Below are 11,969 nucleotides of genomic sequence, written 5' to 3' on the forward strand. Positions count from 1 at the left end.
TTTTCTTCTTTCTTTGTTTTTGTGGTTGTTGTTTGTTTTTTTTTTTTGTGTGTGGGGGGGGGGGGGGCGCCGGGGCCGGCCGCCCCCCCCCCCCCTCCGCCGTATCAGCCGGTGATCGTGGTGGCGAACTGCTCCAGCGCCTCGACGACCAGCGCGTGGTCCTCCGCCTGCGGCAGGCCGGAGACCGTGACCGTGCCGATCACGCCGGCGCCCTCGACCGCGATCGGGAACGAACCGCCGTGCGCGGCGTAGGTGTCCGGGTCCAGCCGTGAGGAATCCTCGAACGTCGTCCCCTTGGCCCGGAACCGGGTCCCCACCAGGTACGAGCTCTCGCCGTACCGCTCGACGACCTTGCGCTTGCGGTCGATCCACGCGTCGTTGTCCGCGCTCGAACCGGGCAGCGCGGCATGGAACAGCTGCTGGGCGCCACGCCGGATGTCGATCGCGACCGGCGCATGGCGCTCGCGGGCCAGGGCGACGAGCAGCCCGCCGAGCGCGTACGCGTCGTCGTAGCTGAAATGCGGCAGCGTCAGCCGGCGCTCCTGCGCGATGAGTTCGGAGATGGTCGGAGCGGTGGGGTTCATGCGGACTGCTCCTCGGAAGCGGTGGACAGGGACACGGTGATGCCTTCGCGGGCGGAGCGGCGGGCGGCTTCCAGCACGTCCAGGGCGGCGGCGGCCTGCAGGGCCGTCACCGGATTCTCGCCCTTGCCGCGCACCGCGTCGGCGACCGCCGCGTAGTACGCGGGATAGTCGCCCGGCAGGGTGCGGACCGGGGTGCCGCCGCCGGTCAGCGGCGACTCGCCCGCACCGAGCCGGCCCCACAGCTCCTCGGGCTCCTCGCCCCAGCCGATGGCGGTCGCGGAGGGGCGGTGGCCCTCGCGGAGCGAGGCCTCCTGCGGGTCGAGACCGTACTTCACATAACCGGCACGGGAGCCGAGCACCCGGAAGCGCGGACCGAGCTGCGCCGTGGTGGCGCTGACGTACAGATGCGAGCGGACCCCGTTCGCATGGGTGATCGCGAGGAACGTGTCGTCGTCGGTGGCAGCACCAGGACGGCGTACGTCGGACTCCGCGTACACCTGCACCGCCGGGCCGAACAGGACGAGCGCCTGGTCGACGACGTGGCTGCCCAGGTCGTACAGCAGCCCGCCGATCTCCTGCGGGTCGCCCGACTCGCGCCAGCCGCCCTTGAGCTGCGGGCGCCACCGCTCGAAACGGGACTCGAACCGCTGTACGTCGCCGAGCTCGCCGTCCTCGATCAGCCGCGCCAGAGTCAGGAAGTCGTTGTCCCAGCGGCGGTTCTGGAAGACCGAGAGGAGCAGGCCGCGCTCCTCGGCCAGCGCGGCGAGCTCGCGCGCCTCGGCGGCCGTGCCGGCGATCGGCTTGTCCACGACGACCGGCAGCCCGGCCTTCAGTGCGGCGGTCGCGACCGGGACATGGGTCTTGTTGGGGGAGGCGATCACGATCAGGTCCAGCTCGTCGGCGCGCCCCCACAGCTCGTCGGGCGACGCGGCGAACCGGACGTCGGGGAACTCGGCACGGGCCTGCGCCCGCCGCTCCTCGTTCGAGGTGACGACCGTGTCGAGGACCAGGCCCTCGGTCGCCGCGATCAGCGGGGCGTGGAAGACGGAGCCCGCCAGGCCGTAGCCGACGAGTCCGACGCGGAGAGGGGAGCCGTGAGTCGTGATGCCAGTCATGCAATCCACTTAAGCAACGCTGTTGCCAAAGTGCAAGCGAGGGTGACAATGGGTCCGTGAACAGGAGTAACACCGGGGCGAACCTACCGACGCTGCGCAGCCACAACGCGGCGCTCGTGCTCGACCTGCTGCGTGTCGCGGGCGAACGCGGGATCAGCCGGCTGGAGCTGGCGGAGCGTACGGGGCTCACACCGCAGGCGGTCAGCAAGATCACCGCCCGGCTGCGGGCGGAGGGCCTGGCGACGGAAGCGGGGCACCGGGCGTCCACGGGCGGCAAGCCGCGGACGGTGCTGCGGCTGGTCCCGGACGCGGGGCACGCGGTGGGGCTGCACCTGGACCGCGACGAGCTGACGCTGGTCCTCGTCGACCTGGCCGGCGTGACCGTCGCGAGCCGCACGGCGCCGCTGGACTTCGGTGCCCCGGCGGCCGAGGTGGTCGCGGCCGCGGCGGGCGAGGTGGCGGCCGTGCTGGCGGGGCCAGACGGGGCGGCGACGGGGCCGGGCGGCGCGGAGCCGGGTCCCCGGACCTCCGCCCCCGGGTCCCCGCCGCGGGCGGCCTCCCCCGCGCGGGCGTCGCGCAACGTGCTCGGGGTGGGGGTTGCCGCACCCGGTCCGCTCGACCATCTCGGGGGCGTGCTGCACCGCGTCACCGGGTTTCCGCAGTGGGACGGATTCCCGCTCCGGGAGGCCCTCGCCGCCCGCACCGGGCTGCCGGTGGTCGTCGACAAGGACACCAACGCCGCCGCCCTCGGGCTCGCCCTGCGGGCCGACGGGCCGGAGGACTTCGCCTATCTGCATCTCGGGACCGGCCTCGGCGCCGGGCTCGTGCTCGGCGGGGCGGTGCACCGCGGAGCCCGTACCGGGGCCGGTGAGTTCGGGCACCAGACCGTGGCGCTGGACGGGCCGGTGTGCAGCTGCGGAGGGCGCGGCTGCATCGAGGCGCTCTGCCTCGCCGCCGTTGCCGACGGCGACGTCGCGGAGGCCGCGCGCGTGCTGGGGACCGGCGCCGCCAACCTCGTCGGGCTGCTCGACATCGACCGGGTGGTGCTCGGCGGACGTACCGTCGGTGCCGATCCCGATGCGTACGTACGTGGGGTCCGCGCCGTCGTCGGTGAGCGCGTCCGGCGTGACGGCATCGGCGCGGCCGTGCCCCTCGTCACCACCGCGGGCGGGGACCGGCCGGTCGCGGAAGGCGCCGCGCAGCTGGTTCTCGCCCCTCTCTTCGGGCGGGTCGGCGGCGGAACCGGATAGGGCCGTCGGGGTGGCCCCGGCGTGGGCCGGTCGAGTGCGCCGGCGTGGGCCGGTCGGACGTCCCGCGGCATGTCGGCGGCCGCCCGGACGCGCGCGCGTGACAGCGTCGCCGCCCACAACCGGTGAACTCCGGGCACGGGGCGATCCGACCGTTCGCGAGCAGCAAAGGGTGTCCCCCTATGCCCCCCACACCGCCCCCGACACCGCCTTCCGCGTCGCCCGGAGCGTCACCCCGTACGCCGCCTGCCGCGCCGCCCCACACCCGGCCGCGACACGGGATCGCGCTCGGTCTGGCCGCGGCGTCCGTGGTCCTCGGCGGGGCCTCCACCGCCGCTGCCGTCCCGGTCTCGGTCACCGCCGACCAGCCGCCCACCTGCGGCGCCCCGGCGGCAGGTGACTTCCCGATCGCGACCCGGATCCACGGCGGCCCGCGGACGTACGCGTCCGGCGGCGGGTACGGCATCTGGCTGCTGGACCTGACCAATACGACGTCCGAACCCTGCCGGGCCATCCACCCGGTCCTGGTCCTCGTCGACGAGGACCGGAAACTGGTCTCCGCCCAGATCCAGATGGAGTTCTCCGAGTCGGCCCACCCCGATGTGGAGCACCGCGTCACCTGGGAGACGACCGACCGCGACGAGCACATCGGGGTCTTCGGCGGCGACGGCGCCGACAACTTCGGCGGCTTCGCCGTCCCTGCGGGTTCCACCGTCACCGTCCGGGTCCGGCTGGCATTCACCTCCGACACCCTCCCCGGGGAGATCACCGCCAAGGCCGCGATCGTCCAGCGCAAGCAGGGGACGACCGTCGAAGGCGGCAAGAAGAAGACGACGGACGACGGGGAGTGGGTCGGGGAGTCCGACGACTACGTCTTCAACGTGGTCGAGGACGAGGACGAAGGCGGCGGCGAGACCGGAGACGTCACCGGCAGTGGAGACACCGGAGACACCGGAGACACCGGCAGCGGTGAGACCGGCGACGTCTCCGGCGACACCGGGGAGGTCGGCCCCACCGGTGACACCGAGGACGCCGGCGGCACCGGGGGTACCCGCGACACCGGCGGTGAGGTCGGCGGGACCGGTGACACCGGTGGAACCGGCGGTACGGGCAGGGCCGACGGCACCGGGCCCGTCACCGGCATCGGTCGTGACGGAATGCCTGAGGGCGTGCCCGACCAGTCTCCGGACGGCGCCGCCACCGCGGAGAGCGGTGGCATCGACGGCGGGGGCGGGACCGGCGATGCGACCGGACCCCGCTCCCCGGATGAGCCGGTGGACCCGGACCGGGCCCCGCAGAGCCTGCCCGAGCTGGCCAGGACCGGAGTGGCGGCGGTTGCGTGGACGGTCGGTCTCGCCGCCGGTATCTGTCTGGTCGGCGGTGCGGCCGTGGTGAGGGGGGCGCGACGGCTGCGCCTCATCCGCCGCTGACCCGAGCGATCCCCGTATGCACCGGCGTGCAGCTCCGTCCGTCACCATCGGGAGACGGGCCGCCCGCGCGTCAGGAGGCCCGGTGCGCCGGGCGGTTCCGGCACCCTCTCCACCGCGACCGGCTCGTACCGGTCAGCGCACGGGGCCGTTCCGAACTCCAACTCGGCTCACAGTTGAGTGAGTTGGGTGAAATCGCTCGCAGGCCCCGTCCCGTCGCGCGGCCACCGGTCACGGACCGGGATCACGGCCGATGCCTCCCACCTGCCGGTACCTCTAACATCGGGGATGTCGGCGCTGCACAGCGCGGTGCCGCCGGCGTCCCCGCACACGGCGTACGGCAGGAGTCCCGCATGGCAGAACGCAAGCCGATCACATCCTGGCTCACCGACATGGACGGAGTCCTCATCCACGAGGGCACCCCGATCCCGGGGGCCGACGCCTTCATCAAACGGCTGCGGGAGTCCGGACTGCCGTTCCTGGTGCTCACCAACAACTCGATCTACACGGCGCGCGACCTGCACGCCCGGCTGGCGCGCATGGGGCTGGACGTGCCGGTGGAGAACATCTGGACCTCCGCCCTGGCCACCGCGAAGTTCCTCGACGACCAGCGGCCCGGCGGCACGGCTTACGTCATCGGAGAGGCCGGACTCACCACCGCGCTGCACGACATCGGGTACGTCCTCACCGACCACGACCCGGACTACGTGGTCCTCGGCGAGACCCGTACGTACAGCTTCGAGGCGCTCACCAAGGCGATCCGGCTGATCAACGGGGGCGCCCGCTTCATCTGCACCAACCCGGACGAGACCGGCCCGTCGGCCGAGGGGCCGCTGCCCGCCACCGGGGCCGTTGCCGCGCTGATCACCAAGGCCACCGGCAAGGCCCCGTACTTCGCGGGCAAGCCCAACCCGTTGATGATGCGCACCGGGCTGAACGCGATCGGCGCCCACTCGGAGTCCAGCGCCATGATCGGCGACCGTATGGACACCGATGTGCTCGCCGGCCTGGAGGCGGGCATGCACACCTTCCTGGTGCTCACCGGTCTGACGACGCCCGCGGACATCGACCGCTATCCGTTCCGGCCGTCCACGGTCGTCGACTCCATCGCGGACCTGGTCGACCTCGTCGACGTGGGCTGAGCGCAGTGCGGGGAAGGTTTTCCGGGAGGCATTCCGGCAAGCCTTCCCCGTGATGACGCCGAGTTCTCCCGTCCCGGCGTCGAGAGCACCCGCATGGCCCAGCCCCGCAGCCCTGAGGATGCGAAGAGCGGCCAGACGCGTGAACCTTCGAAAAGGAGGTTCACAATGCGTTCCATACCCCTCACGTTCTGTGGGGCCGCGGTGATCGCGGCGACCCTGATGCACGCTCCCGCCGCACTGGCCGAGACCGGTTCCGGGTCCGAGAAGGATCCGGGCTCCGGCACCACACTCACGGTGACCCCGTCGTCCGTCGCCCCTGGCGGGCAGGTGGACCTGCAGACCAACGGCTGCAGGGGCAAGGAGGCCAAAGGGATCTCCGACGCCTTCGACTCCGACGCCCGTTTCTCCCCCGAGGGCAGCGACGGACTCTTCGCCGAGGGCAAGATCCGTTCCGACGCCGAGCCCGGCGAGTACGACATCTGGGTGAGCTGCGGTGACAGCAAGGACACCGAGGTGTCCGGCACCCTCACCGTCGTCGACCGCAACCAGCAGCCGCCGCTCACCCCGACCGCGCCGGTCCAGGCCGGTGGCGGCGGCACCGCCGTCCTCGCCGAACAGGCGGCCCAGCAGAACGGCCCCAGCGCCGTGCAGGCCGTGGTCGGGCTGGTCCTGGCCGTCGCCGCGACCGCCTCCGTCGCCCTCCGCAGCGTCCGTCGCCGACGCCCGGCCGCGGACTGAACGAGATGTCCGCCAAGGACCGCCCGGCCGGAAACGGCCGACTGCTCACCGGGGTGGCCTGGGCCGTCCTGCTGCTGGGCCTGTGGCTCTGGGGTCGTGGCATCACCGACGGCTCCGGCGCCAGCTCCGCCCCGACCACCGGCGATGTCGCCGCGGTCGGCCGCCCCCTCGGCGTACCGCTTCCCGCGGCGCATGCCCCGATCAAGGGAGCGGCGCCCGAGCGGGTCGAAATCCCCTCGATCGGTATCCGGGCGCCCGTCGTCGCCCGCGGTCTGGACGCCGCGGGGGCCATCGACCCGCCGCCGTTCACGAAACCGCACACGGTCGGCTGGTACGGCAGCGGAACCAAGCCCGGTGCGGCGGGCGCAGCGCTCCTCGTCGGCCACGTCGACACCGAGACCAAACCGGCCGTCTTCTACGGGCTGAGCGCGGCCCGACCCGGCGCGAAGGTCCGGGTGGTCCGCACGGACGGCTCGGTCGCCGAATTCACCATCGACGACGTCCAGGTCTTCACCCGGAAACGTTTCAACGCCCTCAAGGCGTACGGGCCCCGCAAGGACGGGCGGGCGGAACTTCGTCTGATCACCTGCGGGGGGACGTTCGACCGCGGGTCGCACGAGTACGACGCCAACGTCGTGGTGTCCGCCTATCTCACCGGCGAGAAGGCGGGAGGGACCGGCGCCGCCTGACCTGTGATGCGGGGCGCGGTGATGGATGCGGGGCGGGGTGATGCGGGGCGGGGTCCCGCCCGAGGGGGAAGGACACCTGGCCCGGCCGGCCGCCCGGTTCCCCCCGGGGCGCCGACCGGGCCGGTCCTCGACCGCGGTGCGCGGGCTGCGGGAGAAGCCCGGCGCCGACACGGGAGGCAAAGGGGGCATGCGGGCCGCACCTGGACACTCTAGGACGCCCAACTGGCCGGGCGCAGTGCATATGTGACGGTGAGTCCAGAGTGCATCGTCCGCTGTCGTCCGGAGCTGCGGTCGCCGCCAGGGCGGATTCGAACGGTCCCGGCCGGTGCGCGCGGTCGGGGGTGCCGGTCATGTGGTCGTGATCGACAGCTGCGGCCTGGGGTGTCCGGCCGCGGTCCGCGGCCGCGTGGTCCGAGAAGGCGCGTCGAGCCGCCGGGGCGGCTGTCCTCGTGGACGTGGGTCGCGACGCGTCCTCGGTGCGCGCCGAGCGGGGGATCGTCCGGCCGTCCCGTCGCCGCGCATTCCGCCGGGCCGTCGTGGAGGTGTTCTCCGACGGGTCCGGCCGGCTTCCTGATGCTGCGAGGCCGTCCGCCGGTGATCGGTAGCGCGCCGGCGGCGCCCTCGGCTTCCGCCTCCAACTGCAGGTGACGCCGACCTGGTTGCGGTCAGCGGATCCGAGCAGACCGCATGGGGCAATTCATCCATGATGAGACGGATTGCGGCGTTTGGTGATCACGGGGCGATCGGGGCGCCTCCGGGGTGCGTTCCGCGGCGCGCAGGGCGGTCTTCCGCCCCCGTGTGACGGCTGGGTGACTGTCTGTCAGTCATGCGCGAAGAACCGGAACATGAACAAGGCCCCCTCACGCGCGGTGAGGGGGCCTTGACTCTGCGTGCGCCGCCAGGGACTCGAACCCCGGACCCGCTGATTAAGAGTCAGCTGCTCTAACCAACTGAGCTAGCGGCGCCTGCTGACCTGGAGAACTCTACCCGATGGCGGGAGGTACTCCTGACCATTTCCCTTCGCTCCCGGCCTGTCGGATGGTCGTTTTTTCACTTCTGTCCGTCAAAATGTGATTTGTCGGGAGAGTTGGAACACCGACACCCATGCGGATGCGCCCAAAGATCTTGAGGAAGCGGAGGGGAATCGCATGACTGTGCCGGCCTTCGAGGACTACGCACCCGCAATCGACTGCATCTGCGCGGGGTGCGCCGCACAGCGTCGCGCCGCCGCCCGAGCCTTGCCCCGGCGGTACGGAGGACATCCCGCGGCGCACGGCGCGCGCCGCGCACTGGTCCTGGCCACGGCGGCCGGTGTGGTGCTGAGCGCCGGTGTGGCCGAGGCCGCGAGCCCGGCGGACGAGCACGGGTCGGGGCCCGCGGGGTCCGCCCGGGAGGACGGGGTCACGGCCGCGGACAGTCCGGATTCGGACGGCGTGGATGCGGGCACTCCGCAGGGGGCGCCGGGTCCCCTGACGGGTGCGGGGTCCCCGGGGGCGCCGTCCTCCACGGACACCGCCCCGGAGCTGCGTCCGACCACGCGGACGGACATCATCAACCGCGCCAAGGGGTGGGTGAGCGCGAAGGTCCCGTACAGCATGGAGAAGTACTGGTCGGACGGGTACCGGCAGGACTGCTCCGGATATGTGTCGATGGCCTGGAACCTCAAGGGCAACGAGTGGACCGGCAGCCTCGCCGAGTACGGGGACCAGGTCGAGCGCGAGGAGCTGCAGCCCGGCGACATTCTGCTCTTCCACAACCGGGCCGACCCGACGAACGGATCACACGTCACGATCTTCGGCGGCTGGACCGACTACACGCACACCCACTACACGGCGTACGAACAGACTCCCGCGCACGCGCGCAAGCAGACGACGCCCATGGCGTACTGGACCAACTCGGACAAGTACGTGCCGTACCGCTACAAGGGGCTCGACGCCGATACCGGAGCGGGGGGCAGCAACCCCTCGGCGACGCCGTTCCCGGGCGTCGACAAATTCGGGCCGGGCGCCACCAACGAGTACGTCGCCCAGCTCGGCCGGATGCTCGTGGAGCGCGGTGGCAAGCGGTTCTACTCGGTCGGGCCGGGGGCGACCTGGGGTGACGCCGACCGGCTTGCGACCAAGGCGTTCCAGGAGGCTCAGGGCTGGAGCGCCGGCGAAGCGGACGGGATCCCCGGCCCCGACACATGGCAGCTGCTGACGAGTGGGACCGGCCGGGACATCCCCGAGAGCGGAAACGGAGGCAGCCCGGGCGATGGATCGACTGCCGCCCCGGCCTTCCCGGGGCGGAGCTACTTCCGGCCGGGTCAGTCCAACAGCCATGTCGAGATCCTCGGCAAGCAGTTGGTGAAGAAGGGCTACGGCAAGTACTACACGTCGGGCCCCGGCCCCCGGTGGACCGAGGCGGACCGGCGCAATGTCGAAGCCTTCCAGCGGGACCAGGGCTGGCGGGGCTCCGAGGCCGACGGATACCCCGGCCCGGAGACCTGGCGACGACTTTTCGCGTGACACGGACGGACATGACGGAGGCGGAAATGCGATTCATGGTGTCGGACAGCTCCGGAGTTCCGGAGCATGGGAAGCAACACGAGCCGGCGGACGGCCGGGCGGAGGGCGCGCGCGGCGCCGGAGAGACGGAGGCCCGACGGGGCACGGACACCGGACCGGACGGCGGAACCGGTGCCGAGACGGGGCCGGGGGGCGGACCGGACGCCGTGCTCGACCTCGTGCTCGACCTGGTTCCGGGCGACACGCCCCACTCCGCCCTCGGCGCGGCCTCCGCCTCGGTGTCGGTCCCGGCCTCGGCTCCGGTGCCGGTCCCCGGCCCGGACTCCGACGTGCTGACCCGTCGGCCGCCTGCCGTCCTGCCCGTCGCCGCGCCGCTGGAACCGGCCGGCGCCGGCGCACCGGCCCCCGCGCTGCCGGTCACCTCGACGGCCGAGGCCGTCACCGCGCCGGAGGCCGAACCGGTACCCGGCTCCGCGCCGGACCCGGCCCGAGCCAAGGCCGGACGGCGGCGCATGATCATCGCCAACGGGCGCACCGCCTCCATCCCCGTCCACCTGCTCTTCCGCGGCGAGCCCGCGCTTCCCGCCGCCGCGCTCCCCGCCGGCCTGGCGCGGAGCACCGGTGCCGAGCAGCTGTCCGGGGTGCGGCGGCCGCCCGTGGCGCGAGCGGCGCAGGTATCGGCGCCGACCCGGCCGGCGCCGGCCGGCGACCCGCAGCTGACCGAGAAGAAGGGGTCCTCGCTGCCCGGATGGCTGGCAGTACTCACCGCGCTGACCGGGACCGTCGCCGCCGGGGCGGTGCTGTGGTGGGCAGGCGCGCTGCCCCCCGGTGCGCTCCCCGCCGGGCTGCTCGCCCGGCTCGGGATCACCCTCCGTCCGTACAACGGCATCGGCGTCGGAGCATGGGCGGCGCTCACCGCGCTGGTGGCCGTGGTCTTCTTCGCACTCGGCGGTCTGAGCCGCGGGCGCGTCGGGTCGGCGTGGGTCCTGACGCGCTTCGGCGCCTACCGGGGCAGCGTGCGAAGGACCGGACTGGTCTGGATCAGCCCGCTCCTGCTGCGCCGCTGCGTCGACGTACGGCTCCGGCACTGGCGCAGCGAGCCGCTGCCCGCGGTGGACGCGAACGGTACGGCGCTGCGCGTCGTCGTCCTCGTCGTGTGGCGGATCAACGACACCGTGCGGGCGACGCTCGGGGTCGAGGACCACGAGGAGTATCTGTGCGAGCAGGTGGAGGCGGCCATGGCGCGGATCCTCTCGCAGCTGCCCGCCGACGCGTTCCACGAGGACGCGCACACGCTGCGCGACGCGGAGGCGGTCGGCGACGCGCTGACCCGGCTGCTGAAGGCGGACTGCGAGCCGGTGGGCATCGAGGTGTACTCGGCGCAGCCGACCGGGATCGAGTACGCGCCGGAGGTCGCCGCCGCCATGCAGCGGCGCCGGGTCGCCGCCATCGACGCCAAGCACCGCGACAGTGTGCTGACTTCGGTGGTCGACGCGGTGGACGACACTGTCAACAGGCTCACCGCGCGAGGCCTCGTGGAGCTCGACGACTACGAACGGAAGTCACTGGTCAAGGACTTGACGGTGGCCTTCTACACCGGACGGGTCGGCGGGGACGGGGCCTGAGGGGCGCCAGGACCGGCCTGGGGGCGCACCGGAATCCCGTTCCCATTGGTCTGGACATGTTCATGTTCCGTCAATAATCTAGGATTTGGTCTAGACCGCACGACCACGCGCGCAGCAAAGCTCATGGAACTTCCCCCACGTTCTTGAGGAGCGACAGTCATGCGTAAGAGGGCAAGTGCGGCCGTAGTCGGCCTGGCGATAGCGGGCGTCTCGATGTTCGCGACGAGCAGCGCCAGCAGCCACGGCTACACCGACAACCCCATCAGCCGCCAGAAGCTCTGTGCCAACGGCACCGTCACCGACTGCGGCGCCATCCAGTGGGAGCCGCAGAGCGTCGAAGCCCCCAAGGGCTTCCCGGCGGCGGGTCCGGCCGACGGCAAGATCTGCTCCGGCGGTCACGACAACTTCTCGGCGCTGGACGACCCGCGTGGCGGCAACTGGCCCGCCACCAAGGTGACGGCAGGTCAGGGCTTCAGTTTCCGCTGGCAGTTCACCGCACGGCACGCCACGACCGACTTCCGCTACTACATCACCAAGAACGGATGGGACCCCACCAAGCCGCTGACCAGGGCGGCGCTGGAGTCGCAGCCGTTCATGACGGTGCCGTACGGCGGTCAGCAGCCCCCGGAGACCCTGACCCAGCAGGGCACCATCCCCACCCAGAAGACCGGGAAGCACATCATCCTCAGCGTCTGGAACATCGCGGACACCGGGAACGCGTTCTACGCGTGCTCCGACGTCCAGTTCTGACACCCGGTCGGTCGCCGTACGGCACCCGGGGGAGTGCGGGCACCGTCGCGGGGCCCGCACCACGAACCGCACCGGGGGCGCTGCGCGGCAGCGCCCCCGGCTGAACGGCGCGATCGGCCACGACGGCCCTGGACGGGGGCGTCGC

Annotated in this window: 10 protein-coding genes and 1 tRNA gene; 8 read left to right on the forward strand and 3 right to left on the reverse strand. The window is 72.4% G+C overall.

Annotation, left to right across the window (positions count from 1 at the left end):
• Positions 1 to 104: 104 nt before the first annotated feature.
• On the reverse strand, positions 105 to 584 hold the full coding sequence (locus ACFVXE_RS37665; RefSeq protein WP_389678170.1) for a heme-degrading domain-containing protein: 480 nt from the start codon (positions 582 to 584) through the stop codon (positions 105 to 107).
• The gene (locus ACFVXE_RS37670) at positions 581 to 1,699 is read right to left on the reverse strand and encodes a Gfo/Idh/MocA family oxidoreductase (RefSeq protein WP_389678172.1); all 1,119 of its coding nucleotides are present in this window, start codon (positions 1,697 to 1,699) and stop codon (positions 581 to 583) included. The genes ACFVXE_RS37665 and ACFVXE_RS37670 overlap by 4 nt, the downstream gene beginning before the upstream one ends.
• 56 nt (positions 1,700 to 1,755) lie before the next feature.
• On the opposite strand from ACFVXE_RS37670, the gene ACFVXE_RS37675 reads away from it, so the two are divergent.
• From ACFVXE_RS37675 to ACFVXE_RS37695, 5 genes are all read left to right on the forward strand, one after another.
• Positions 1,756 to 2,949: an ROK family protein gene (locus ACFVXE_RS37675; protein ID WP_389678174.1), complete on the forward strand. Its 1,194-nt coding sequence runs from the start codon at positions 1,756 to 1,758 to the stop codon at positions 2,947 to 2,949.
• Positions 2,950 to 3,128: 179 nt separating this feature from the next.
• Positions 3,129 to 4,376 carry a hypothetical protein gene (locus ACFVXE_RS37680; RefSeq protein WP_389678175.1) on the forward strand — a complete coding sequence of 416 codons (1,248 nt, stop codon included), beginning with the start codon at positions 3,129 to 3,131 and terminating at the stop codon, positions 4,374 to 4,376.
• 350 nt (positions 4,377 to 4,726) lie between these two features.
• Positions 4,727 to 5,515: an HAD-IIA family hydrolase gene (locus tag ACFVXE_RS37685; protein ID WP_389678176.1), complete on the forward strand. Its 789-nt coding sequence runs from the start codon at positions 4,727 to 4,729 to the stop codon at positions 5,513 to 5,515.
• Positions 5,516 to 5,680: 165 nt separating this feature from the next.
• Positions 5,681 to 6,253, forward strand: a complete 573-nt coding sequence (locus ACFVXE_RS37690; RefSeq protein ID WP_389678177.1) for a hypothetical protein — start codon at positions 5,681 to 5,683, stop codon at positions 6,251 to 6,253.
• 5 nt (positions 6,254 to 6,258) lie between these two features.
• Positions 6,259 to 6,942, forward strand: coding sequence for a class F sortase (locus tag ACFVXE_RS37695; RefSeq protein ID WP_389678178.1), 684 nt, complete (start codon positions 6,259 to 6,261; stop codon positions 6,940 to 6,942).
• Between the two features lie 891 nt (positions 6,943 to 7,833).
• Here ACFVXE_RS37695 and ACFVXE_RS37700 read toward each other — a convergent pair.
• Positions 7,834 to 7,907: transfer RNA gene (locus ACFVXE_RS37700), tRNA-Lys, on the reverse strand.
• Positions 7,908 to 8,090: 183 nt separating this feature from the next.
• On the opposite strand from ACFVXE_RS37700, the gene ACFVXE_RS37705 reads away from it, so the two are divergent.
• The 3 genes from ACFVXE_RS37705 (at position 8,091) to ACFVXE_RS37715 (ending at position 11,824) form a co-directional block, all read left to right on the forward strand.
• Entirely contained in the window at positions 8,091 to 9,449 is a 1,359-nt protein-coding gene (locus ACFVXE_RS37705) for a peptidoglycan-binding protein (protein WP_389678179.1), read from the forward strand.
• Complete coding sequence (locus tag ACFVXE_RS37710) at positions 9,386 to 11,074, forward strand: SPFH domain-containing protein (protein ID WP_389678182.1); 1,689 nt, start codon at positions 9,386 to 9,388, stop codon at positions 11,072 to 11,074. The genes ACFVXE_RS37705 and ACFVXE_RS37710 overlap by 64 nt, the downstream gene beginning before the upstream one ends.
• A 159-nt stretch (positions 11,075 to 11,233) precedes the next feature.
• Positions 11,234 to 11,824 (forward strand): lytic polysaccharide monooxygenase, encoded by a 591-nt coding sequence (locus ACFVXE_RS37715; protein WP_389678180.1) that lies wholly within the window; start codon positions 11,234 to 11,236, stop codon positions 11,822 to 11,824.
• Positions 11,825 to 11,969: the final 145 nt, after the last annotated feature.

The sequence above is a fragment of the Streptomyces sp. NPDC058231 genome (assembly GCF_042882275.1).
Classification (GTDB): domain Bacteria; phylum Actinomycetota; class Actinomycetes; order Streptomycetales; family Streptomycetaceae; genus Streptomyces.

Excerpts from the sequence above, each read along its gene's own strand:
- ACFVXE_RS37705 (WP_389678179.1), top strand. The coding sequence starts at position 8,091 with ATGACTGTGCCGGCCTTCGAGGACTACGCACCCGCAATCGACTGCATC.
- ACFVXE_RS37670 (WP_389678172.1), bottom strand. The coding sequence starts at position 1,699 with ATGACTGGCATCACGACTCACGGCTCCCCTCTCCGCGTCGGACTCGTC.
- ACFVXE_RS37695 (WP_389678178.1), top strand. The coding sequence starts at position 6,259 with ATGTCCGCCAAGGACCGCCCGGCCGGAAACGGCCGACTGCTCACCGGG.
- ACFVXE_RS37680 (WP_389678175.1), top strand. The coding sequence starts at position 3,129 with ATGCCCCCCACACCGCCCCCGACACCGCCTTCCGCGTCGCCCGGAGCG.
- ACFVXE_RS37690 (WP_389678177.1), top strand. The coding sequence starts at position 5,681 with ATGCGTTCCATACCCCTCACGTTCTGTGGGGCCGCGGTGATCGCGGCG.
- ACFVXE_RS37715 (WP_389678180.1), top strand. The coding sequence starts at position 11,234 with ATGCGTAAGAGGGCAAGTGCGGCCGTAGTCGGCCTGGCGATAGCGGGC.
- ACFVXE_RS37685 (WP_389678176.1), top strand. The coding sequence starts at position 4,727 with ATGGCAGAACGCAAGCCGATCACATCCTGGCTCACCGACATGGACGGA.
- ACFVXE_RS37665 (WP_389678170.1), bottom strand. The coding sequence starts at position 584 with ATGAACCCCACCGCTCCGACCATCTCCGAACTCATCGCGCAGGAGCGC.